Origin of the sequence: Pseudomonas sp. PvP025 (assembly GCF_017832155.1) — a bacterium.
Lineage (GTDB): Bacteria > Pseudomonadota > Gammaproteobacteria > Pseudomonadales > Pseudomonadaceae > Aquipseudomonas.
The window spans coordinates 4,513,148-4,537,215 of the sequence record NZ_JAFIBJ010000001.1; the positions used below are offsets into that span (position 1 = coordinate 4,513,148).

The 24,068-nt window shown below is 62.9% G+C and carries 20 protein-coding genes; 18 read left to right on the plus strand and 2 right to left on the minus strand.

Annotated elements, in window-relative coordinates:
* The first annotated feature begins 218 nt into the window (after positions 1 to 218).
* The 12 genes from glnE (at position 219) to JOE32_RS19635 (ending at position 15,286) form a co-directional block, all read left to right on the plus strand.
* Positions 219 to 3,158, plus strand: coding sequence for a bifunctional [glutamate--ammonia ligase]-adenylyl-L-tyrosine phosphorylase/[glutamate--ammonia-ligase] adenylyltransferase (glnE, locus tag JOE32_RS19580; protein WP_209987749.1), 2,940 nt, complete (start codon positions 219 to 221; stop codon positions 3,156 to 3,158).
* A 219-nt stretch (positions 3,159 to 3,377) separates the two neighbouring features.
* Positions 3,378 to 4,412, plus strand: a complete 1,035-nt coding sequence (gene waaF, locus JOE32_RS19585) for a lipopolysaccharide heptosyltransferase II (RefSeq protein WP_209987752.1) — start codon at positions 3,378 to 3,380, stop codon at positions 4,410 to 4,412.
* Position 4,413: 1 nt separating this feature from the next.
* A complete protein-coding gene (gene waaC / locus JOE32_RS19590; protein WP_209987756.1) occupies positions 4,414 to 5,475 on the plus strand; it encodes a lipopolysaccharide heptosyltransferase I in 1,062 nt (353 codons plus the stop codon).
* Entirely contained in the window at positions 5,475 to 6,599 is a 1,125-nt protein-coding gene (locus JOE32_RS19595) for a glycosyltransferase family 4 protein (RefSeq protein ID WP_209987759.1), read from the plus strand. The genes waaC and JOE32_RS19595 overlap by 1 nt, the downstream gene beginning before the upstream one ends.
* The gene (gene rfaP, locus JOE32_RS19600) at positions 6,596 to 7,402 is read left to right on the plus strand and encodes a lipopolysaccharide core heptose(I) kinase RfaP (protein WP_209987762.1); all 807 of its coding nucleotides are present in this window, start codon (positions 6,596 to 6,598) and stop codon (positions 7,400 to 7,402) included. The genes JOE32_RS19595 and rfaP overlap by 4 nt, the downstream gene beginning before the upstream one ends.
* Positions 7,402 to 8,136: a lipopolysaccharide kinase InaA family protein gene (locus JOE32_RS19605; RefSeq protein ID WP_209987765.1), complete on the plus strand. Its 735-nt coding sequence runs from the start codon at positions 7,402 to 7,404 to the stop codon at positions 8,134 to 8,136. Before rfaP ends, JOE32_RS19605 begins: the two co-directional genes overlap by 1 nt.
* Entirely contained in the window at positions 8,133 to 8,885 is a 753-nt protein-coding gene (locus tag JOE32_RS19610; protein WP_209987770.1) for a lipopolysaccharide kinase InaA family protein, read from the plus strand. Before JOE32_RS19605 ends, JOE32_RS19610 begins: the two co-directional genes overlap by 4 nt.
* Positions 8,885 to 10,330 (plus strand): lipopolysaccharide kinase InaA family protein, encoded by a 1,446-nt coding sequence (locus tag JOE32_RS19615; RefSeq protein WP_209987773.1) that lies wholly within the window; start codon positions 8,885 to 8,887, stop codon positions 10,328 to 10,330. Before JOE32_RS19610 ends, JOE32_RS19615 begins: the two co-directional genes overlap by 1 nt.
* Positions 10,331 to 10,919: 589 nt before the next feature.
* Entirely contained in the window at positions 10,920 to 11,897 is a 978-nt protein-coding gene (locus tag JOE32_RS19620; RefSeq protein ID WP_209987775.1) for a sugar ABC transporter substrate-binding protein, read from the plus strand.
* Positions 11,897 to 13,420: a sugar ABC transporter ATP-binding protein gene (locus JOE32_RS19625; RefSeq protein WP_209987780.1), complete on the plus strand. Its 1,524-nt coding sequence runs from the start codon at positions 11,897 to 11,899 to the stop codon at positions 13,418 to 13,420. The genes JOE32_RS19620 and JOE32_RS19625 overlap by 1 nt, the downstream gene beginning before the upstream one ends.
* Positions 13,413 to 14,363, plus strand: coding sequence for an ABC transporter permease (locus tag JOE32_RS19630; protein ID WP_209987783.1), 951 nt, complete (start codon positions 13,413 to 13,415; stop codon positions 14,361 to 14,363). Before JOE32_RS19625 ends, JOE32_RS19630 begins: the two co-directional genes overlap by 8 nt.
* Positions 14,360 to 15,286, plus strand: coding sequence for an ABC transporter permease (locus JOE32_RS19635; RefSeq protein ID WP_209987786.1), 927 nt, complete (start codon positions 14,360 to 14,362; stop codon positions 15,284 to 15,286). Before JOE32_RS19630 ends, JOE32_RS19635 begins: the two co-directional genes overlap by 4 nt.
* Before the next feature lie 35 nt (positions 15,287 to 15,321).
* Here the strand turns inward: JOE32_RS19635 and JOE32_RS19640 are convergent, their stop codons facing one another.
* Positions 15,322 to 15,492: a hypothetical protein gene (locus tag JOE32_RS19640; protein WP_209987788.1), complete on the minus strand. Its 171-nt coding sequence runs from the start codon at positions 15,490 to 15,492 to the stop codon at positions 15,322 to 15,324.
* Between the two features lie 67 nt (positions 15,493 to 15,559).
* Between JOE32_RS19640 and JOE32_RS19645 the strand changes: the two genes are divergently transcribed.
* The 6 genes from JOE32_RS19645 to JOE32_RS19670 all read left to right on the plus strand — a co-directional run bounded on the left by JOE32_RS19645 (position 15,560) and on the right by JOE32_RS19670 (position 22,194).
* The gene (locus JOE32_RS19645; protein ID WP_209987791.1) at positions 15,560 to 15,889 is read left to right on the plus strand and encodes a YceK/YidQ family lipoprotein; all 330 of its coding nucleotides are present in this window, start codon (positions 15,560 to 15,562) and stop codon (positions 15,887 to 15,889) included.
* 172 nt (positions 15,890 to 16,061) lie between these two features.
* A complete protein-coding gene (locus JOE32_RS19650) occupies positions 16,062 to 17,819 on the plus strand; it encodes a carbamoyltransferase (RefSeq protein ID WP_209987796.1) in 1,758 nt (585 codons plus the stop codon).
* Positions 17,820 to 18,716: an antimicrobial resistance protein Mig-14 gene (locus JOE32_RS19655; RefSeq protein ID WP_209987799.1), complete on the plus strand. Its 897-nt coding sequence runs from the start codon at positions 17,820 to 17,822 to the stop codon at positions 18,714 to 18,716. It abuts the gene before it with no gap.
* Positions 18,713 to 20,113, plus strand: coding sequence for a PIG-L family deacetylase (locus tag JOE32_RS19660; protein WP_209987802.1), 1,401 nt, complete (start codon positions 18,713 to 18,715; stop codon positions 20,111 to 20,113). Before JOE32_RS19655 ends, JOE32_RS19660 begins: the two co-directional genes overlap by 4 nt.
* A 54-nt stretch (positions 20,114 to 20,167) precedes the next feature.
* The gene (locus JOE32_RS19665) at positions 20,168 to 21,316 is read left to right on the plus strand and encodes a glycosyltransferase (protein WP_209987805.1); all 1,149 of its coding nucleotides are present in this window, start codon (positions 20,168 to 20,170) and stop codon (positions 21,314 to 21,316) included.
* Positions 21,313 to 22,194, plus strand: coding sequence for a glycosyltransferase (locus JOE32_RS19670; protein WP_209987808.1), 882 nt, complete (start codon positions 21,313 to 21,315; stop codon positions 22,192 to 22,194). The genes JOE32_RS19665 and JOE32_RS19670 overlap by 4 nt, the downstream gene beginning before the upstream one ends.
* Here the strand turns inward: JOE32_RS19670 and JOE32_RS19675 are convergent.
* A complete protein-coding gene (locus tag JOE32_RS19675; protein ID WP_209990632.1) occupies positions 22,191 to 24,041 on the minus strand; it encodes a bifunctional O-antigen ligase/aminoglycoside phosphotransferase family protein in 1,851 nt (616 codons plus the stop codon). The genes JOE32_RS19670 and JOE32_RS19675 overlap by 4 nt on opposite strands.
* Positions 24,042 to 24,068 lie beyond the last annotated feature (27 nt).

A 24,068-nucleotide genomic window follows, 5' to 3' on the forward strand; every position in this document is an offset into this window, starting at 1 on the left:
AGTAAAACTACACAAGACCGAGCGTATGGCTCGGTCTGGCTGGTGAGCATAATCGTTAATGTTGATCTTTTGCGAACAAGAAAAGGTTCAAGTTTGATGTTACCTGCCAAGATTAATTTAATTTCAGCTATTTCTAACTTTTGTTCGACAGTTCTTCACCGAGCGCGGTTCTCGCGTTCACCTCTACAGGCCATTTACACGCCGATCAAGGATAGACCATGAGCCTTCCAACGCTGGCCGAACTGCCTGCCATTCTCTTGCCATTTGCCCAGCGGGCCGAGCAGTCATTTCGTGACGCCGTCGCCGCGCTGGACGACGATAATGGACTGTGTGCCTGGACGCCGCAACGGTGGGCAGAGTTTACCCGTGTATGCGCCGCCAGTGATTTTGTCATTGAACAAAGCGTTCGTGACCCTTTGATGTTGCTTGAGCTGGTGGCCTGGGGCGAGCTGGATCGCGGCTTTGCACCGGGCGAGCTGTGCAGCCAGATCGCCGGTGCCGTGCAACAGGCGCAAACGGAAGATGAACTGGGTCGTCTCTTGCGGCGCCAGCGCACGCGCCAGCAAGTGCGCATCATCTGGCGCGACCTGACCCGCCAGGCCGACCTGGTGCAAACCTGCCGCGACCTCTCCGACATGGCCGACGCCTGCATCGACCAGGCCTATCAATGGCTGTACCAGCGCCACTGCGTGCAGTTCGGCACGCCCACCGGTCGGCGCAGCGGCGAAGCCCAGCACATGGTCATCCTCGGCATGGGCAAGCTTGGTGCGGTGGAGCTCAACCTTTCGTCGGATATCGACCTGATCTTCGCCTACCCCGAAGGCGGCGAGACGGTGGGGGTGAAGCGCTCCCTGGACAATCAGGAATTTTTCATTCGCCTGGGTCAGAAGTTGATCAAGGCGCTGGACCCGATGACCGTCGATGGTTTTGTCTTTCGCGTCGACATGCGCCTGCGCCCCTATGGTTCTGCCGGCGCGCTGGTGCTCAGCTTCAACGCGCTGGAGCAGTATTACCAGGATCAGGGCCGCGACTGGGAACGCTACGCGATGATCAAGGCGCGGGTGGTGGCGGGCGATCAGGTGGCCGGCACGGTGCTGCTGGATATGCTGCGACCGTTCGTCTACCGCCGTTACCTGGATTTTTCGGCCATCGAAGCGCTGCGCACCATGAAGCAGTTGATCCAGCAGGAAGTGCGGCGCAAGGGCATGGCCGAAAACATCAAACTGGGCTCGGGCGGCATTCGCGAAGTGGAATTTATCGCCCAGGCGTTCCAGCTCATCCACGGTGGCCGCGACCTGAGCCTGCAACAACGGCCGCTGCTCAACGTGCTGGGCACCCTCGAAGGCCAGGGCTACCTGCCGTCGGCGGTAATCGCCGAGTTGCGCAATGGTTACGAATTCCTGCGCTACACCGAACACGCGATCCAGGCGATTGCCGACCGCCAGACGCAGATGCTCCCCGACAGCCCGGAAGACCAGGCGCGCATTGCCTTTATGCTCGGGTTTGCCGACTGGACGGCGTTCCATGAGCGCCTGATGCACTGGCGTGGCCGCGTGGACTGGCACTTCCGCCAGGTGATTGCCGATCCGGATGAGGAGGAGGGTGAAGAAAGCGAGTTGGTCGTGGGCGGTGAGTGGCTGCCATTGTGGGAAGAGTCCCAGGATGACGACGCGGCCTGCCGCCAACTGGCCGAAGGCGGTTTCACCGATGCGCCCAAGGCGCTCAAGGCCCTGGCCGGCCTGCGCAGCAGCCCGCAATTGCGGGCCATGCAGCGTCTGGGGCGTGAGCGCCTGGATGCGTTTATTCCGCGCCTGCTGGCGCAGGCCGTAGAGCACGCCAACCCGGACCTGGTGATGGAGCGGGTATTGCCGCTGGTGGAAGCCGTCGCCCGCCGTTCGGCCTACCTGGTGCTGCTCACCGAAAACCCCGACGCCCTGCGCCGCCTGCTGACCCTGTGCGCCGCCAGTCCGTGGATCGCCGAGCAAATCACGCGCTTCCCGCTGCTGCTGGATGAGTTGCTCAACGAAGGCCGCCTGTTCAAGCCGCCATTGGCGCCGGAATTGGCCGCCGAGCTGCGCGAGCGCCTCACGCGTATCCCCGAGGACGACCTCGAACAGCAGATGGAAGCCCTGCGCCACTTCAAACTGGCTCACCGCCTGCGTGTGGCTGCCTCGGAAATCGTCGGCAGCCTGCCGTTAATGAAAGTCAGCGACTACCTCACCTGGCTCGCCGAAGCCATTCTCGAACAAGTGCTGGCCCTGGCCTGGCGCCAGACCGTCGCGCGTCACGGCTCGCCGCAGCGGCTGGACGGCAGCCTGTGCAATCCGGGGTTCATCATCGTCGGGTACGGCAAGGTCGGCGGTATCGAACTGGGCCATGGCTCGGACCTGGACCTGGTGTTTATCCACGATGGCGACCCCCATGCCGAAACCGACGGCGCCAAGCCGATCGACGGCGCGCAGTTCTTTACCCGCCTGGGCCAGCGCATCATTCACCTGCTGACCACCCAGACCAACTCCGGTCAGTTGTACGAAGTGGACATGCGCCTGCGACCTTCCGGCGCGTCCGGGCTATTGGTCAGTTCGCTGGGGGCATTCGACCGCTATCAACAAAATGAAGCATGGACCTGGGAGCATCAGGCCCTGATCCGCGCGCGCGTGCTGGTGGGCAGCCAGGATGTGGGGCAGGCATTCGAGCAGGTCCGGGCCAAGGTGCTGGGGCGTGAACGCGACCTGGCGAAGCTGCGCCAGGAGGTCAGTGAGATGCGCGCCAAGATGCGTGACAACCTGGGCACCAGGGCCACGACAGCCGGGACCGCTGCCAATGCCTTCGAGGCCACGGCCGTGTTCGACCTCAAGCAGGACGCCGGAGGTATCGTCGATATTGAATTTATGGTGCAATACGCGGCTTTGGCGTGGTCTGCGCAACATCCTGCGTTGCTGCGCTTTACCGACAATATCCGCATTCTGGAGGGCCTGGAGCAGGTCGGGCTGATGCCCGCCGCCGATGCCCATTTGCTGCGCGAGGTGTACAAGGCCTACCGTTCTGCGGCACATCGCCAGGCCTTGCAGAACGAGGCCGGCACCGTGAGCGGGGAGCAGTTTGCCGACGAGCGGCGGCAGGTGATGCGAATCTGGCGTGAGCTGGGTTTAAGCTGATACTCGATTAATTGAGCGATGCCAATTTAATGTGGAAACCGGCTTTATGTGGGAGCGGGCTTGCTCGCGAAGCAGGCGCTGCGATCTGTCTGGCGGACAGCGGTGATGCTTTCGCGAGCAAGCCCGCTCCCACACAAAGCGGTTCCGTGGCTACCGCAACCTAGGGTAATTGTCGATGCGGGGAGGCATAAGCCTCCCCGCATCGTTTGTGGAAACTACATGAATATTCTGATCGTTGGGCCCAGTTGGGTCGGTGACATGGTGATGGCACAGACACTGTTCCAGTGCCTGCGCCAGCGCCATCCAGACTGCCAGATCGACGTGCTCGCCCCCGAGTGGAGCCGGCCGATCCTTGAGCGTATGCCCGAAGTGCGCCAGGCCTTGAGCTTCCCGCTTGGCCACGGCGCGCTTGAGCTTGCGACGCGCCGGCGCATCGGCAAGTCGCTGGCCGGCCAGTACGACCAGGCGATCCTGCTGCCCAACTCGCTCAAGTCGGCGCTGGTGCCCTATTTTGCCGGCATCCCCAAGCGCACCGGCTGGCGCGGCGAGTTTCGCTACGTGCTGCTCAACGACGTGCGCACCCTCGACAAGGCGCGCTACCCGCTGATGATCGAGCGCTTCATGGCCCTGGCCTATGCGCCGGGTGCCGAGCTGCCCACGCGGTATCCACGGCCGAGCCTGCAAATCGACCCGTTGACCCGCGATGCCGCGCTGAGCAAGTTTGGCCTGCAGTTGGATCGGCCGGTGCTGGCGCTGTGCCCAGGCGCGGAGTTTGGCGAGTCCAAGCGCTGGCCGTCGGAGCATTACGCCAAGGTCGCCGAAACGAAGATTCGCGAAGGCTGGCAGGTGTGGCTGTTCGGTTCGAAAAACGATCATTCGGTAGGCGAAGACATTCGCCAGCGCCTGATTCCCGGCCTGCGTGAAGAAGCGGTGAACCTGAGTGGCGAGACCTCGCTGGCCGAGGCGATCGACCTGCTCTCCTGCGCCGATTCGGTGGTGTCCAACGATTCCGGCCTGATGCACGTGGCCGCCGCGCTGAACCGTCCGCTGGTGGCGGTGTACGGCTCTACCTCGCCGGGCTTTACGCCACCGTTGGCCGACCAGGTCGAAGTGGTGCGCCTGGGGCTGGAGTGCAGCCCGTGTTTTGAGCGCACCTGCCGGTTCGGCCACTACAATTGCCTGCGCCAATTGCTGCCGCAGCCGGTGACCGATGCGTTGCAGCGGTTGCAGGGCGACACGGTCGAGGTTCACTGAGTTGCGGGTACTGGTGATCAAGACCTCATCCCTGGGCGACGTGATCCATGCGTTGCCGGCACTCACCGATGCGGCGCGGGCCATCCCCGGCATCCGGTTCGATTGGGTGGTGGAAGAAGGCTTTGCCGAAATCCCCACCTGGCACCCGGCGGTCGACAAGGTGATTGCAGTGGCTATTCGCCGCTGGCGCAAGAATATCTGGCAAACTATCAAGAGTGGCGAGTGGCGGCGCTTCAAGCAGAGCATCCAGTCGACCAAATACGATCTGGTGATCGACGCCCAGGGCCTGCTCAAAAGCGCCTGGCTGACCCGCTACGTGCGTGCGCCCGTAGCCGGGTTCGACAAAAGCTCGGCCCGCGAACCCATGGCGGCGCGTTTCTATTCGCGGCGCCTGGCCGTGGCCCGTGGGCAGCATGCGGTGGAGCGGCTGCGCCAGCTGTTCGCCGTGGCCCTGGGCTATGACCTGCCCAAAGGCCTGGGCGATTACGGCCTGAGTGTGGAAAAACTGCTTGGCCTGCCGCCGGAAAAGCCCTTTGTGCTGCTGCTGCACGGCACCACCTGGGACACCAAGCACTGGCCCGAAGCCTATTGGCGCGAGCTGGCCGAGCGCATGGGTCGCCTCGGCGTCGACGTGAAACTGCCGTGGGGCAATGCCGACGAAAAGGCCCGCGCCGAACGCCTGGCCCAAGGCTTGAGCAACGCCCAGGTGCTGCCCAAACTCAATCTGGCCGGCGTCGCCCGCGTATTGGCCGGCGCCCGCGCGTGCGTGGCGGTCGACACCGGCCTCGGTCACCTCGCCGCCGCGCTGGATGTGCCGACCATTTCCCTGTTCGGGCCCACCAACCCGGGCCTGACCGGTGCCTACGGCAAGGGCCAGATTCACCTGGCCAGCGACTGGCCGTGCGCGCCCTGCCTGCAAAAACACTGTACCTATCAACCGACGGCCGACGACCTGCGTCGGTTCGACCTCCAGCGCGAGTCGCCCCTGTGCTTCACGCGCCTGAACCCTGAGCGTGTGGCAAGCCGACTGAGCACGTTGTTACTGGCTGAGGAGCTGCACTGATGCAACTGGCATTTGTTCTGTACAAATATTTCCCCTTCGGTGGCCTGCAGCGCGACTTCATGCGCATCGCCCTGGAGTGCCAGCAGCGCGGCCATCGGATTCGGGTCTACACGCTGATCTGGGAGGGCGATATCCCGCCGGGCTTCGAAGTGCTGGTGGCGCCGGTCAAGGCGTTCCTCAACCATCGGCGCAATGAAAAGCTCAGCGCCTGGATGGAAGCCGATCTGGCCAAACGTCCGGTGGACCGCTTGATCGGCTTCAACAAGATGCCCGGCCTGGACGTGTACTACGCCGCCGACGGCTGCTTTGAAGACAAGGCGCAAAACCTGCGTCATTCGCTGTACCGCTATTTCGGGCGCTACAAGCACTTTGCCGACTATGAGCGCGCCGTGTTCGCCAGGGACGCCAGGACCGAAGTGCTGATGATCTCCGAAGTTCAGCAGCCGCTGTTCATCAAACACTACGACACCCCGCTTGAGCGTTTCCACCTGCTGCCGCCGGGCATTGCCCAGGACCGCCGGGCACCGCCGAACGCGGCCGAGATTCGCGAGGGGTTTCGCCGGGAATTCAACCTCGGCGATGACGACCTGCTGCTGGTGCAGATTGGTTCGGGCTTCAAGACCAAGGGTGTCGACCGCAGCCTCAAGGCTGTGGCCGCATTGCCCGCCGAACTGAAAAAACGCACGCGCCTGTTTGTAATCGGCCAGGACGACCCCAAAGTATTCCAATTGCAGAGCGCCACCCTGGGCCTGGGCGACAATGTGCAGTTTCTCAAGGGGCGCAGCGATATCCCGCGTTTCCTGCTGGGCGCCGACCTGTTGATCCACCCGGCGTACAACGAAAACACCGGTACCGTATTGCTTGAGGCACTGGTGGCCGGTCTGCCGGTGCTGGTGTCGGCGGTGTGTGGCTACGCCCATTACATTGCCGAGGCCGACAGCGGCCTGGTGCTCGATGAGCCGTTTGAACAAATCCAGCTCAACGCGTACCTGGCTCGCATGTTGACCGACTCTGCACAGCGCGCGGCCTGGGGCCGCAATGGGCTGGCCTACGCCGAGACGGCCGACCTCTACAGCATGCCGCAGCACGCGGCGGATGTGATTCTGGCGGAGCCAAAACCATGAAGTTGATGCTTGCCGAACCGTTCAAGACCCTCTGGGCCGGGCGCGATGCGTTCGCCGAAGTGGAGCGTCTGGAGGGCGAGGTGTACCGCGAACTCGAAGCTCGTCGCACGCTGCGCACCGAGGTCGCGGGGCGTGGTTATTTCGTGAAGATTCACCGGGGCATCGGCTGGGGCGAGATCGTCAAGAACCTTGTCACCGTCAAGCTGCCGGTGCTCGGCGCGGGCCAGGAGTGGCTGGCGATCCAGCGCCTGCAGGAAGTCGGCGTGCCAACCATGACCGCCGTCGCCTACGGCGAGCGTGGCAGCAACCCTGCCGACCAGCACTCGTTCATCATCACCGAGGAACTGGCGCCGACCATCAGCCTTGAAGATTTCAGCATCGACTGGGTCAGGCAGCCGCCCGAGCCGCGTCTGAAGCGCGCACTGATCGCCGAAGTGGCGCGCATGACCGGCATGATGCATCGCGGCGGCGTCAACCATCGCGATTGCTACATCTGCCACTTCCTGCTGCACACCGACACGCCGGTGACCGCCGAGCATTTCAAGCTGTCGGTGATCGACCTGCACCGCGCGCAGACCCGCGCCAGAATCAGCCATCGCTGGCGCAACAAGGACCTGGCCGCGCTGTACTTCTCGGCGCTGGACATCGGCCTTACCCGCCGCGACAAATTGCGCTTCCTCAAGGGCTACTTCCAGCAGCCGCTGCGCCGCATCCTGGCCGAAGAAAGCGCCCTGCTGCAGTGGCTGCAGGGCAAGGCCGACAAGTTGTATGCCCGCAAGCAGCGCTACGGGGATGCGCTCTGATGGCGGGTTGGAACCTGGAACCTGCGTACGCCAACCTCGCGGAGGACTTCGGCAGCCTGGAGGCGGTGTTCGACTTGCAGGGCGAACGGCTGACCCGCGACCCGCTGTCGGAAGTAATCCGTGTGGAGCGCGGTGGGGTCAATTACTACGTCAAGCGCTACGTGGGTGCCGGTAAGGGCTTGCGTCGCTACCTGGGCAAGCCCCGGGTGAAGTCCGAGTGGCAGAACCTCAAGCGTTTCGCCAAGTGGGGCATTCCCACCGCCGACGTGGTTGCCTGGGGCCTGGAGCGTAACGGCCTTGCCTACGACCGTGGGGCGATGATCACCCGTGAGCTGCCCAGGACCGAAGACCTGTCGGCGCTGGCCGAGCACAAGGACGCGCGCCTCAAGGACCCCCGCTGGGTCAATGCGGTCAGCCGCCAGCTCGCCGAATACACGCGGACGATGCACGAGCACCGGTTTACCCATAACGATTTGAAGTGGCGCAACCTGCTGGTGGACGACCAGGCCACGCTGTACCTGATCGACTGCCCCAATGGTGATTTCTGGCGCGGCTTCTGGCTCAAGTACCGCATCACCAAGGACCTGGCATGCCTTGACAAAGTGGCCAAGTATCACCTGTCGGCCACCCAACGCCTGCGCTTTTACATGCAATATCGCCAACGCACGCACCTGACGGTGTCGGACAAACTGCGGATTCGCCACGTGGTGAAGTTTTTCGAGGGACGCGAATGAGTGACTTCCTGGCGGCCGAGGACCGCGCTCTGCTTGAGCGCAATGGCCTGGCCACTTTCGACGCCCTGTGGGCCAAGCAATTGGACGCGGTGGATGAGCCGAACACCAGCCGTGGCGGCTGGAGCAGCGTGTTTCGCCTGGAGCTCGACGGCCACGGTTACTACCTCAAGCGCCAGAGCAATTACCTGACGCGCACTCTGCACAGCCCGCTGGGCGAGCCGAGCTTTGCCCGCGAGTTTCGCAATATCAGCCGCTATCGAACGCTGGGCATTCCGGCACTGCAAGCGGCGTTTTTTGGTGAGCGCAAGGTCGCGGGCGAACGCCGTGCGATGCTGCTGACCCGCGCGCTGGATGGCTGGAACGACCTGGATTCGTTGCTGGAGCAATGGTCGTCACTGAGCGACGCCCAGCACCACGCGATCCTGCTGGCCTGCGGCCTGCTGGCGCGTCAGCTGCACAGCGTGGGCCAGGTACACGGCTGCTTTTACCCCAAGCATATTTTTTTGCAGGCGACCGGCGACGGCTACGCCGCGCAGTTGATCGACCTGGAGAAAACCAGGCCGTTGCTGTTCGGCTGGCGTGACCGGGTCAAGGATCTGGAACCGCTGTTGCGCCGCGCACCGCAGTGGTCGCAGGCCCAGGTGCGGCAACTGCTGGCGGCGTATCTCGAGCAGCCGCAGGACAGCGCGCTGGTCGACACCTGGTACCAGCGCCTCACTGCGCGGCGCAGCCATAAGGAGAACCGCTGATGCGTTTGTCCGAACTCAAACAGGCCGGGCGCCGCCCAAGCCTGCCGCTGACCATCGAACTGGCGGATGCGGCCGGCACCGGCCAGTTGCAACTGCTGAGCCTGTTACGCGTGTTGCCGGGCGAGCGCTACGTGGGCGCGGCAGTCTGGCGCGGGCGCCCGGTGCTGGCCAAGTTGCTGGTGGGCAGCAAGGCCGCGCGGCACTTTCAGCGTGAGTTGAGCGGTGTGCGCCTGCTGGCCGAGCAAGGGCTGACCACGCCGCTGCTGCTCGCCGATGGCTTGCAGGAAGGCGAGGGCGGCTGGCTGTTGTTCGAATTTATCGAGGGCGCCCAAAGCCTGGCCGACGCCTGGCGCGCGGTCGAAGGCTTGCCGCCGTTGGCCGACGAGCAGACGGCGGTGCTGGCCCAAGCCCTGGGCGCGATTGCGCAGATGCACGCCAAAGGCGTGTGGCAGCAAGACCTGCACCTGGACAATCTGCTGCGCCAGGGTGACACGCTGTACCTGATCGACGGTGCCGGTGTGCGGGTTGAAGAGGCGGGCAAGCCGTTGTCGCGCAACCGCGTGCTGGAGAACCTCGGGGTGTTTTTTGCCCAACTGCCGAAGAACCTCGAGCCGTTTACCGAAGAGTTGCTGGTGTATTACCTGCTGAGCAACGGCGAGCACGCATTGCCGCTGCAGGCGCTGGAAAAGCAGGTGCGCAAGGTCAGCGCCTGGCGCCTGAAGGACTTCCTCGGCAAAGTGGGCCGCGAGTGCACGCTGTTCAGCGTGCAACGCGGCGCCTTTGGCTTGCGCGCGATTCGTCGCGAAGAAGAAGCGGCAATGTTGCCCGTGTTGGAGCAGGCCGATGCACTGCTGGACGGGGGCCACCTGTACAAGACCGGCGGCGCGGCCAGCGTGGCCAGGGTCGAAGTGGCCGGCCGGCCGCTGGTGATCAAGCGCTACAACATCAAGGGCTTCGCCCATTGGCTCAAGCGCTTCTGGCGCCCGAGCCGCGCCTGGCATTCCTGGCGCGAGGGCAACCGCCTGGCATTCCTCGGCATCGCCACGCCCAAGCCGTTGGCGGTATTGGAAAAACGCTTTTTCTGGCTGCGCAGCCGAGCGTATCTTGTGACGGAGTACCTGCCAGGCCCGGACATCATCGAGCGCTTTGCGCCTTACGTGGAAAAGGGCGACGCCCCCGAAGCCGAGTTGCAGGCGCTGGACCAACTGTTTGCCGAACTGATCCGCGAGCGCATCAGCCATGGGGATTTCAAAGGCCACAACCTGTTCTGGGCCGGGGATCGGTGGTCGCTGATCGACCTGGATGCGATGTGCCAACACGCCTCCGATGCCAGCTTTGCGCCGGCGTTTGCCAGGGACCGCGCGCGGTTCATGCGCAACTGGCCGGCGGAAAGTGCCTTGCATCAACTGATTGATCAGCGCTTACCCACTCGCACGGTCGCATGAGATCCAGGGTGAGAGGTGGCTTGCTCCCGATGAGGATGTGTCAGTCGGTACCTGAGTTGACTGCCCGCCGCTATCGGGAGCGAGGCCCCTTTTTATTAAGCACAAAGACAACGTGTAATTTAAAGCCTGAAGTTCCAGGCAAGCACATTCCTGTGGCGAACGGGCTTGCCCTAATGCCGTTCAGTTAAGCGCAGATTCCCTGTGGCGAGCAGGCTTGTCCTGCGTTGGGCTGCGCAGCAGCCCCAAAGCCAGGCGCTGAGCCGTATCAGGTACACCGCGTTTTGCTCGATTGGGGGCGCTTCGCACCCCAACGCGGGGCAAGCCCGCTCGCCACAGAGGCTGCGGTTTGCTGCGCGGCAGCACCAAGTCGAAGATTTTTAGCAGGCTCCTTGACTGGAATGATTCATGTCAGATGGATCCATTTATATGTTGCCTGGGCAACAGCAATGGGGCAGTTGGTGTTGCGCAAGAACAGTCGGCGTTTGCTTTTTTCCTTTATTTCATTGATTTAGATAGATAAAAATCCTGGCACGCACTCTGCAATGCCAATCGGTGAACCCATTCACCGGTCGCCTCAGCGGAGCCCTGTATGCCCACCAGCCTTTCCTCGCTTTCCCGTTTGATCTGCCTTGGCGCTGCGCTGTTGCTGGGCCAGGTGTGCACGGCTCACGCCGATGATGAGGTGCCGTCGCTTGCCGGCAAGCGCATCGCCGTGAGCATGACCGGCACAAGTCATTATTTCGATATCAAGGCATTCCAGGCACAGGTCGATGAGATCAAGCGCCTGGGCGGTACGCCGATCACCCTGGACGCCGGGCGCAATGACAGGAACCTGGTGACCCAGCTGCAAACCGTGGTCACCCAGAAGCCCGATGCGGTGATCCAGACCCTGGGCACCCTCAGCGTGATCGACCCCTGGCTCAAGCGCATCAGCAAGGCCGGCATCCCGCTGTTCACCATTGATGCGCCGTCGCAGTACAGCCTCAACAACACCACCTCCGATAACGTCGCCACCGGCAAGGCCCTGGCCGATCAGTTGATCAAGGACGCCGGCGGCAAGGGCAAAATTCTGGTGTTCAACGGCTTCTACGGCGTGCCGGTGTGCGCGATTCGTTATGACCAGTTGAAGCTGGCACTCAAGGATTATCCACAGCTGGAAATCATCCAGCCCGAGTTGCGCGATGTGATTCCCAACACCGTGCAGGACGCCTATTCCCAAGTGTCTGCGCTGCTCAACAAATACCCCAAGGGCAGCCTCTCGGCGATCTGGTCGGCGTGGGATATTCCGCAGTTGGGCGCCAGCAAGGCATTGATCGACGCCGGGCGCACCGAGATCAAGACCTACGGCGTCGATGGGACACCGGAAGTGCTGGCGCTGCTCGGCCAGGACCATTCGCCAGTGGGCGCGGTGGTGGCGCAGCAGCCGGCGCTGATCGGCAAGACCGCCGTGCAGAACGTGGCGCGCTACCTCGCCGGGCAGCGTGACTTGCCCAGGGAGACCCATGTGGCGACGCTGCTGACCACCGCCGCAAACCTGCCACAGGTCCAACAATTGCGAGGTGACTGATGCCGGCCCTACACCTGCAGCATATGCACAAACGCTTTGGCGCCACCCTGGCGCTGGATGGCGCGAGCCTCAAGGTCGAGCGCGGTACGGTCCACGGGCTGGTAGGCGAGAACGGCGCGGGCAAGTCGACCCTGATCAAGATCCTGGCCGGTATCCACACCGCCGACGCAGGGCAGGTGAGCATCGACGGGCAGTCGTACGACAGGCTGTCGCCGCGTCAGGTGGACGCGCTGGGCGTGCAGTTCATCCATCAGGAGCGGCTCTTGCCGGCCAGTTTCACTGTGGGCGAGGCGCTGTTTTTCGGGCATGAGCTGCGCCGTGGGCCGTTTGTGGATCGGCGCCGCCAGCAACGAGAGGCGCAGCGTTTGCTGGCGGACTATTTCGACCTGCAATTGCCGGCTGGCGCCTTGGTGAGCGAGCTGAACAGCGCCGAGCGCCAGGTGTTGCAGATCACCCGTGCGCTGATTCGCCAGCCGAAGATTCTGGTGTTCGACGAGCCCAGCGTGGCGCTGGTCAAGCGCGAGGTCGACCAGCTGTTGCACATCGTCAGGCGCCTGCGCGATCAGGGGCTGTCGATTCTGTACATCTCCCATTACCTGCAGGAAATCGACAGCCTGTGCGATGAGGTCACGGTGCTGCGCAATGGGCGCGATGTAGCGGTGGTCGAGCCTCGGCATACCTCGAGTGCCGAGATCGCGCGGCTGATGGTCAATCGGGAGGTGCAGGAGATGTACCCCAAAGTCCGTGTGGCAGTGGGCGAGCCGTTGCTGCAGGTGAAGTCGCTGAGCCTGGCGCGGCGTTATCGTCACATCGACTTGCAGGTGCGGCGCGGAGAAATCGTCGGCCTCACCGGGTTGGTAGGGTCCGGGGCCAAGGAATTGTTCAAGACGCTGTTTGGCATCGAGCAGGCCGACAGCGGCAGTATTCATCTGCAAGGTCGCCTGCTGCGCCTGCGTTCACCGGGCCAGGCGATTGCTGCCGGGATCGCGCTGGTGCCGGAAGAGCGGCGCAGCCAGGGCATTGCGCCGGTATTGTCGGTGCTGGAAAACCTGACGCTGGCCGGGCTGGGCAGGTTCAGTCGCTGGGGCCTGTTGAGCCGCGCCAGGGAGCAGGCGGAAACGGCGCGGCTGATCGATGAGCTGGCGATCAAGGCGCCGGGGCCTCACGCGGCGGTCAGCCAGCTCAGTGGTGGCAACCAGCAGAAGGTTGCACTGGGCAAATGGCTGAGCCGCCGCTCGGCCGTGTACCTGCTCGACGAGCCGTGCGTGGGGGTGGACGTGGGCGCCAAGGTCGAGATCTATCGCTTGATCGGGCGCTTGGTGCAGGAGGGCGCGGCGGTGCTGGTGCTGTCATCGGATTTACCCGAACTGCTGGGGATCAGCGACCGCATTCTGGTACTGCATCGCGGTGAAATCGCCGGTGAGTTTCGTGCCGGCGAGGCCGACAGCGATCGGTTGCTGGCGTGTGCCACCGGAGCGGTGCCCGCCGCAGCGTTGCGGACGCGGGAGGTCGAGCATGCTTGAGGCGCTGCTGCGACGCGGTTCGGTCGGCGTGTTCCTGGCGATCCTGCTGGGGTTTGCCGTGGCCGCGCCGAATTTTCTCTCGGTGGGCAATCTGGCCAATGTGTTCAGTCAGTCGGCGATCCTCGGCGTGCTGGCGTTCGGGCTGACCTGCGTGATCATCGGCGGCGGCTCGAATGTGCTCGCCGGTGGGCTGGACCTGTCATTGGCGGCCAACCTGGGGCTGTGTGCGGCGGGGTTCAGCCGCCTCAACAACGCCGGGCTGGAGCTTTGGCTGACGGTGTCGCTGACCCTGGCGTGCGGCGTTGTGGTCGGCCTGGTCAATGGCCTGGCGGTGGTGCTATTGCGCCTGCCGCCGCTGCTGGCGACCCTGGCGAGCATGAATGTGCTGGCCGGACTCGAGCTGGTGCTGACCGAAAATACCGTGGTGTCTACCGACTCGCCGCTGCTGGACCTGCTCAGCGGCGGCGCCTGGCTGGGGGTGCCGGCGCTGGCCTGGGTATTGCTGGTGACAGCGGGGCTGCTGACCTTGCTGATCCAGCACTCGCCCTACGGGCTGCGTTTGCATGCAGTGGGCGAATACCCGCAGGCCGCCGAGGCCGCGGGGCTGCGCAATGCGCGCTATATGTTGTCGAGTTATCTGCTGGCGGGGCTGTGCGCCGCTGTTGCTGCGTTGTGTTCGGCGGCGTTTTTCAGCGGCAGCACCACCGGGTCCGGCGACATGCTGCTGTCGGTGGTGGCGATTGCGTTTCTGGGCGTGGTGTTTTCGCGGCGGCTGGTGGCAAGTATCCCCGGCACGCTGTTCGCGGCGTTGTTGATCGGCTTTCTGATCAATGGTTTTCAACTGCTCAACGTATCGAGTTTCTGGGTCAACGGCGTGCAGGGAGTGTTGATCCTGCTGGTGGTGGCCGCGTCCAGCGCGTTGAGTCGAGGGAGCCGCCCATGAAGCTGCGTGCCTTGTTGCCACTGACCTTGCCGCTGGTATTCGTGGTGATTGTGCTGGTGTTTGCCGTGCAGGCGCCGGGGTTCCTCAGCGCCGGCAACCTCAAAAGCCTGGTGCTGAACAATTTTGTGCTGCTGGCGATTGTGTCCATCGGCATGACCTACGCAGTGGCGGCGGGCGGCATCGACCTGTCGGTGGGGACGGCGCTGGACTTCGCCAGTTTCAGCTGTGTGGTGCTGCTCAACGGCGGGCATGGCTGGGCCGTGGCGACTGCGGGCGCATTGGCCGCGGCATTACTGGTGGGGCTGGTGAATGCTGTGCTGATTGGCGGGCTGCGCATCAGCCCGTTCCTGGCCACCCTCGGCACCTTGTTTATCGGCACCAGTGCGCAGCAGCTGCTCTCGGACGGAGGGCAGCCGATCTACATAGCCCAGGGATTGAAACCGGGGGTGGCGGGACTCACGCCGTTGCTGATCGTGCTGGGATTGGCGTTGTTTTACGGTCTTTTACTGGCGCGAGGGCGCCTGGGGCGGGAATTGCTGGCGCAGGGCTCGCAGCCGTTGCTGGCGTATTACTCGGGGTTGTCGGTGCGACGGATCGTGACCGTGGTGGCGCTGGCCACGGCCTTGGCGTGCGGGGTAGCCGGGGTGCTACTCGCGGCGACGGTGAGCGCGTATGTGCCGTTGTCGGGGAATGCGTTTTTGCTGAATGCGATTGGGGCGGTGTTTATGGGCACGACGTTGAGTCGACAGGGCCGGGCGAATGTGTGTGGGACGTTGCTGGGGGTGCTGTTTATCAACGTGATTGCCAATGGGTTGTTGTTGATTGGCTGGAATTTTTATTGGCAGCAGGTGGCGACGGGGGTGTTGATTTTTGTGGTGTTGACGTTCAGTTTTGCCAGCCGGCGGCTGGTCGAGCGAGCCTGATGCCCACATTTGGGTCCCCATTTGTTTGATGGGTATCACACTGCTTTTGCCGGGTGGGGCAAGAGCGTTTTGCTTACTTTTGCGCTTTTCAAAAGTGAGCCGCTGTAAGAGCGGAACCCCAAGCAGCCGTTACCGAAACAATGGATATGTACACAACCAAACACGCTCAGCACCGCATCGGCATCGGAAAATTCCCACGCTTGCATGCCCTTATTCCGTCTATATCGCACAGGGCCGTAATGCTAGCGTGCGTGACCTACCGGAGGTCACCGAATGAACACTGCACTCAAAATTCTGTTGGCGGCATCAGCACTCAGCCTGCTCGGCTGCGGCACCGTCAACACAGTCATGCGCGAAGACCACGTCGCCGTGCAGGCGCTCAAAAAGCAGAAAACCTATTGCCAGTCCATCTCCCGCGTCTACAGCGGGGTCGCCTATGACCTGTGTCAACTGCACGCTCCCCCGTCGGCCACCACCGGTGTGTGGGTGAATTTCGTGCCGCTGATTTTCATCGATGTAGTGGCCTCCGGCGTGTTGGATACCCTCGTCCTGCCCTACACGGTCTACCGGCAAAGCACCGACGGCAGTATCGAACTCAGGTAGGCCCCAGTGATGGGCTCTACACCGCCCGCTTTTGCCTTGCCGCTTGCCGCTAACAGCTCCCCACTGCTTTTAAGCTATAATCCCGCCCTTTAGCTGTTTCCTGCCCAGGCGGGAAGCACACTTTTTTCAGGCGCAACCCGCCTGCATGCAGACTAAAAGAGGCTAGACCCCTGTGGCATTGACGATTCTTGGCCTGTCCGGCGCCCTTAGCCATGATCCTTCCGCAGCCCTGTATATCGACGGCAAGCTGATCGCGGCCGCCGAAGAAGAGCGCTTCGTACGCGACAAACATGCAAAGAACCGCATGCCCTACGAGTCGGCGAAGTTCTGCCTGGAACAGGCTGGCATCAAGCCTTGCGACGTTGATGTGGTGGCGATCCCGTTCGCGCCGATCAGCCTGTTCGGCGAGGCGCGCTGGCACTATGCCAAGCGTTACTGGTACGCCCCGGACCGCGCCCTCGATGCGATCCTGATGGGCAACCGTCGCTACAAGCGTTATCGCAACAAGATCGTCTGGTGCCTGGAGCAACTGGGCTTCGATCCGAAGAAAATCAGGATCGAGCCGGTTGAACACCACCTGGCCCACGCCTCCAGCGCCTACCACTGCTCGGGCTTCCAGGAAAAAACCGCAATCCTCGGCATCGACGGCAAGGGCGAGTACGCCACCACGTTCTTTGGCTATGGCGAGAACGGCAAGATCCACAAGATCAAGGAATTCTACGACCCTGACTCCCTCGGCGGCCTGTATGGCGCGATCACCGAGTTCCTCGGTTTCGAGATGCTCGACGGTGAGTTCAAGGTCATGGGCATGGCGCCATACGGCGATGCCAGCAAGTACGATTTCTCGCGCCTGGCCTCCTTTGAAAACGGCGAGCTGGTGATCAACACCGACTACGCCAACGTCATCGGCCTGCGCCGCTACAAGGAGAAGGGCAAAGGCTTCTACTTCTCGCCAAAACTGATCGAGTGGCTGGGGCCAAAGCGCGAAGGCGATATTGCCGACGAGCCTTACATTCACTACGCGGCCAGCATGCAGGCGTTGTTCGAGAAGCTGGCCTTGCAGATGATCGACCATTACCTGGGCGACATCCTCAAGGACACTGGCAAGCTGGCCTTCGCGGGCGGTTGCGCGCTGAACGTCAAGCTGAACCAGAAGATCATCGCCCGTGACGACGTGAAAGAGCTGTTCGTACAGCCGGCCTCCGGTGATGCCGGCACTGCCGTTGGTGCTGCTGCTTACGTGTCCCACGCCCGTGGCGTGCCGGTGGAGAAGATGGAACACGTCTACCTCGGCCCGTCCTACAGCAACGAAGACGTGATCGCTGCCTGCGCCAAACACGAGAGCAAGCCGGTGTGGCGCAAGATCGAAAACATGCCCAAGCGCATCGCCAAGATCATGGTCGACGGCAACCCGGTGGCCTGGTTCCAGGGCCGTATGGAGTTTGGCCCGCGTGCGTTGGGCGGTCGTTCGATCATCGGTTGCCCAAGTGCAACCGGCGTGGCCGACCGCATCAACCACCAGATCAAGTTCCGCGAGCGCTGGAGGCCTTTCTGCCCGTCGATGCTCGACACCGTGGCCCCGCAGATGATCAAGGTCGACCACCCGGCGCCGTTCATGACCTTCACCTTTGAAGTGTCGGAAGAATGGAAAACCCGCGTACCGGAAGTGGTGCACGAAGACGGCACCTCCCGCGCCCAGGTGCTCAAGCGCGAATACAACCCGCGCTACTACGACATGATGAAAGAGCTCGAAGTGCTGACGGGCAATGGCGTGTCCCTGAACACCTCGCTCAACCGCCGTGGCGAAGCGATGATCTGCTCGCCCAAGGACGCGCTGGACATGTTCTTCGGCTCCGACCTGCAGTACCTGATCATGGAAGACATCCTCGTGGTCAAGGACGGTGTGGACCCTTATGACGCCGTGGTCTAAATGCTGAACCGCTTCCAGGGTTGGCGTGAGCGAGGCTGGGTGCCTGTCGAGGCCGAGGCTTACGCTCAAGCCTGGCAGCGATTTGGTGGCAGCGTGGCGACCCATCCTCGGGTCGTCGAGCGTTTGGCCGGCCTGGCGCAGATTCCGGTGCGTTACCTGGGCTGGGAGCAGGACGGCGAACTCAAGGGCGCAATTGCCACCTGGGGGCGCGACCTGGCGCTGTCCAAGGACGTGCTCAAGCGCCACGGCAAGAAGGGCCTGTTTGACCTCGGTAATGCCGAGATCATCCTGCCGATTGCCGCCGATGCGCAGTTGCCGGTGCGCCATCGCGGGCGCTACCTGTCGGCCTTGAACGAAGGGCGCGTGAGTACCCTCAAGCCCCAGGCCGAGCAACTGGCCATGGCGCGCACCCCGGAAGACCTGTCAAAGAAGTTTCGCTACAACCAGCGCCGCGAACTGCGCCTGCTGGAAGAGGCGGGCGGCGTGGTGCGGGCGGTGAGTGAGTTTTCCAGTGCGGAGCTGGCGGCGATTTATCGCGACCTGTTCCAGCGTCGCTGGGGCTTTGCCGCCACCGGCGCCGAACGCCTGGCCGAAGTGCTGGCATTGCTCCAGGAGTTTCTGGTGGGTTCGGTGCTGTTTCTCAACGATGCGCCAATTGCCGTGCAGTTGGTGTACCGCGTCGAGGCGCCCGAATGGGTCAGCATCGAATACGTCAACGGCGGCGTCGACCCCGAAACCCGTGCGTTCAGCCCCGGCAGCGTGTTGAGCTTTCTCAACACCCAAAGTGCCTGGGAGCAGGCTCGCACGCTCAACAAGCCACTGCGTTTCTCTTTTGGGCGCGCCGACCGCGAATATAAAGAGCGCTGGTGCAACCCGGTGCCGGTGTTCAGCCTATGAGCCGCAAACAGCAACTGCTCAAGCGCCATCGGCGCAACAAACGCATCGCCTTGCTGGTGGGCTTGTTGCTGTTGATCGCGGTGGGTGTGCTGGTGGCCTGGTGGCTGCCGTTGATCCTCGCAGTGCTGCTGTGGGTGGCCCACGAAGCCTGGTTTGCCGACCATCTGTTCTACTCGCCCAAGGATGACTACCAGTACCGCTTTGCCCCGCACAGCCGTCACGGCGACCTGCGCCTGGAGGCTGGGCGTTTGCTCTCGGACACACCGCTGGAACTTGCGGGTGATGAAACCCTGATCGTCCAGGTGCAGCTTGAAAGCAGCTGGCTCGGACGTTTCCTGGACCCTGCGGTTGAGCTGGCGGGTGATCGCCAGGCCTTCGAGCGCGGTGTTGCTGGCACGCGTTACCTCAACCTCACCGGTGCAGCGGCGGCCCTGGCTGCGGGTGAGGTTCGCGTGCGTGGGCGATTCTGTCGCATTGTCGGTCAGCCGACGCTTTGGGTGTTCCGCCAGCCGGACCCGGCGCGCCAACGCGTGATGGTGATCGCGCCCCATGCCGACGATGCCGAGCTGGCTGCGTTCGGCCTGTATGCCCAGGCGGATGAAAGCTGGATCGTGACCCTCACCGCCGGTGAGATCGAAGCCGAATATTATCAACAGATGGGCCTGCCGCAGGCCGATGCCGCGCGTCTGAAAGGGCGCCTGCGCGCCTGGGACAGCATTGCCGTGCCGCGCTGGGCCGGGGTGCCCGAGGCGCAGTGCGTGCAACTGGGCTACTTCTGCCTGCAACTGCCGGCCATGCAGGCCGCGCCGGATCAGCCCCAGGCTTCGCGCGAGGCGCAATGCGCCGATACGCGGCTGTTTCGCCAGTTCAACAGGCTTGCGTTGCCCAGCGATGCGGACGGTTTGCCGACCTGGCACAACCTGCTCGCCGACCTGCGCGCGCTGTTGCTCAAGGCACGTCCCGAGGTGATCGTGTTGCCGACGCCGCTGCTCGATCCGCACCCGGATCACATCTGTGCCTACAACGCCGTCATCGAGGCTTTGCAGGGCCTTGAGTGGCAGCCGAGCACATTGCTGGGCTACGCCAACCATTTGCACGATAACGACCGCTGGCCCATGGGCGATTCGGGCGCCGGTGTGGCGTTGCCGCCGCAGTTCGATGCCGACCGGGTGCTGCAGCCGTATTGCCGCGTGCTCAGCCACAGCCAGCAAGTGGACAAGGCCATGGCGCTGGGCATGATGCATGACCTGCAACCGAGCGCGCCGTTCAAGCGCCGCGTCCGACGCCTGTTGCAACAACTGCTGGCGGATCGTGGTCCATCGCCCTACGGCGAGAACGAGTTTTTCCGCAAGGCCGTGCGCCGTCACGAACTGCTTTGGGTGCTGAAGCAGGACTGAAATTGACTTTATCGTCGGGCGGCTTGCAGCGGCCCGATTGCCCCATGGAGTGTTATGAAGCCTCGTTTCAAGGTTTTGCAATTACAGCCGGACTACAACGTCAAGCTCAACGATTTTGCCGACCTCGGTGAGCAAATCGTCAAGTCGTTGCCGCCTGAGCGTTTCGAGGTTACCTCGGCATTCCTCAGCGGGCACCCGCAACCGGGCCAGCCGTTGAGCGTCGCCGATCACTCCAAGTATTTTCAATTTCCCGAGAAAGCCCTGAAGGGCATTCGTCTGGGCGCGATGTGGGAAATCTACAAGTATTGCCGTGAGCAGCAGTTCGACGTGGTCATCTGCAACCGCTTCAAGTCGGTGAACATGATGCTGTCGCTCAATCGCTGGCTGAAGATCCCGTTGTGCATCGGCATTTCCCATGGCTTTGGCGAATATGAGCGTGCTTATCGCCGGCGCCAGACGCGCCGTCTGGTCAGCCCGGCGTGGCGGTTTGTCGGGGTTTCGGCGGCAGTGCGTGATTATCTGGTGGGCCTGGGCTGCGGCTTTACCCGCGAGAACACCACCTTCGTCACCAATGCCATCGACATTCCGCAGGCCGAAGCCCTGCAGTTGCCGCGCGAGCAGGCGCGCCAGGCGCTCGGGCTGGCGCCCGACGCGCGGATCATTGGCGCGTTGGGGCGACTGGTGCCGATCAAGGGTCATACGCACCTGTTGCAGGCGTTCGCACGGCTCAAGGACAAATACCCCCACGCGCAGCTCGGCATCATTGGCTCCGGTCGCGCGGAAGCTGACCTGCGCGCCGACATCGAACGCCTTGGGCTCACCGGCCGCGCGCACCTGCTGGGCTTTCGCGAGGACGGTCTCCAGTACGTGCGCGCCTTCGATATCTGGACCATGCCGTCGCTGCAGGAAGGCCTCGGCCTGGCGTTGCTCGAAGGCATGAGCGGGCACCTGCCGGTGATCGCCTCCAACGTCCCGGCCATGCTGCCGCTGGTGGAAGGGGCGGGTGGCCTGTTCCACGAGCCGGGCAATGTCGAGCAACTCAGCGCGGCCCTGGACACTTACCTGGCCATGAGTGACGAACAGCTGCGCGCCAAGGGCGAGCAGGTGTTTCGCTATCTCGAAGAGCATCACGCCCTGGCAGAATTCCAGCAGAAGTACCTGGACCTTATCGACACCGGTTTGAAACAAGTAGGTAGAGCATGACAACGCAACAACCCCTGGTCTCGGTGATTATCGCGTCCTACAACCACGGCCGGTACATCGAGCAGAGCATCCTCAGCGTGCTCGGTCAGACGTACCCGAATATCGAACTGCTGGTGGTGGACGACGGCTCTAAGGATGACAGCGTCGAGCGCATCCGGCGTCTGCAGGCCGAGCATGGCTTTGACTTCCAGGTGCAGCAGAACCAGGGTCTCACCGCGACCCTAAACGGGGCGATTGCGCGGGCCAAGGGCAGCCTGATTGCACCGTTCGGCTCCGACGACATTATGCTGGCGGACCGTATTGCCACCCAGGTGGCGTATATGGAAGACAAACCGAAGGTGGGCATCTGCGCCGGCAATATCGAGCTGATCGATGGCGACGGCAACCTGCACCCGGAGAAAAAACAGCGCCGCGACGTACCGTTTCGCAGCCTGGATTTCGATGACATGTTCATGGATCGCAAGCCGTTCCCGCCGGCGCCGACCATGCTGATTCGCCGGCATGTGCTGGAGGAGGTCGGTGGCTTCGACCCGCTGATCCCCCTGGAAGACTTGCTCATTCAGTTGAAGGTCACGGCAGCGGGCTACACCATTGACGCCCTTGGCGTGGTGATGGCGCAGTACCGCCAGCATGCGAGCAACACCTACAAGAACCATCGCTACATGATCGAGAACATCCTCAAGACCTATGCCCACTTCAGCCATCACCCGGCCTATGACGCGGTGCGCTACAACTTCCTGAACTCGATGTTCCTCAAGACCGCCGATCGTGACCGACCGCTGGCACGGGAGATTCTCAAGCAGATCCCGCTCAAATTCTGGGGGCGCAAGACCTTGCGTGGCCTGGTGCGGCTCTACCTGACGCCGCTGCGCTCCTAAGCGCTGGGCGCGGCCAGTACGTGCGCGCGGATCTTCGCCGTGGCGCCTGCGCTGGCAACGGTCGCGTAACCCTTGGTCAACTGTTCGAAGTGGGTATCGAACAGCCAGTTGCGATCCTGCGGATAGCGTTGCATATGGCGCAGGTTGCGTTGGCGCAAGGCGTTGCGCAGGGGCGACGGGAAGATGCGCAGGTCGGCAATGTCGATCAGGCCGAACTCGCCGTCGTCCATCAGCAGGACGTTACCCATGTGCAGCGAGCGGAAGTACACGCCGCGCTCATGCAACTGCGCCATGAACTGGCCAAAGCGTTCGATCAATGACTCGCGCAGGCTGCTGTCCAGGCTTTGCAGGGCTTGGCGCAGGGTCAGGCCGGGCAGTGGCGAATAGGTGACGGCGCTGCTGCCCTCGGCGAGGGCGTAGATCGCAAGTATCTGCGGCGTGGGAATGCCCAGGCTGCGCAGTTGTTCGGCGTTGCTGGCGAACCGCTCCGAGTAGGGGTTGAAGCTGCCCGAGGTGTACCAGCGGCGGGCGCGGAACACCTTGAGGAAGCGGCCGTCGACCAGGCGCAGGACTTTCGGCCCCAGGCCATCGGCTTCGATCACCTGGGCATCGCTGCACAGCGCTTCAAAAGCGGCAGGCTTGAGGCTTTGCACGGGCAGGCGCAGCAGGCTGTGGCGGCGTTTGGCAATGCTCAAACCGGCGATCAGCGCCAGCGGAATCCACAACAGGAACCAGTGCTCCTTGGGCCGCGACAGGATGCCGCCGCCTTCGGTCAGGCCCGCGCCGATGCCGTAGGCGAGCAGGGAGGAGGCGAGGATGAACAGCGGTTGCGCGCGCTCCTTGAAGCTTTTGTACAGGCCCCAGCCAAGCATGAATATCCACGGGATGAACCCGATGATGCCGACGTAATACAGCACGCCGAGGGCGAAGCTGTGCGGCTCGCGCAGCACGTAGCCGTCCGCCAGGGTCAGGTACAGCTCCGAATCGTAGCTGTGGCCGATCCACGGATGGGCTGCAATTCGCTCCAGCGACATGCTCCACAGTTCGAACCGAAATGAGCTGCCGCGTTGGGTGATGAGTTCCGGGTACACCAGCAGCAGCCCAATGGCACTCACCACCAGCGCCGCGATCAGCACGGCAGAGCGACGGTTGCGGCTGACAAAACTCATCCACAGGATGGCCAGGGTCATGGCGACCAGGGGTGTACGCGAGCCGGTCGCCAGTACCGCCGCCGTCATCACTGTCAGGGCCGGCACGCTGAACCACAGCACATGGGCGCGCCGTGTGGTCATGCACACGTACAGCCAGTACACGCAGAAAAAACCGAATAGGTGGGAGCTGAGCAGTGGGTTATCCAGGGCGCCACGGCCGCCGATCATGCGCATGCCGGGTTGGAAACCCTTAGCGAAAGCCACCAGGTTGAACGCGCACACCACCATCGCGATCACCGCAGCGGCGAAGAAGATCGGCTTGAACAGGTCGTTGCGATAATGCAGCAGCAGCCCGCAGCCGCCGAACAGCATGAAGGTGTTCAGCGGGCGTTTGAACAGGTCGGTGTCGATGCTCGGTTCGGGGCTCCACAGCAGGCTGGTCAGGGCCCAGGCGGCAAACACCAGAAAGGCGATCGCCAGTGGTTCGCGCAGCAGTTCCCGGAACTCCCTGGGGCGCTGGAACAGCATGAACAAGGTCGGCACAGTAAACAGGAGGTAGACGATTCGATGCAGCACATTACGATTGGAGACAAGGAACAGCGCACTCAGCAGCAGCAATAAGCCAATGGGTAAAATCCACATGACCAGAAAGTCGAAAACGCGATTTGAACCATAGTTGAGACGCTTGGAGTGCATACGCAAAAGCCATTCCAGAGAAAGAAA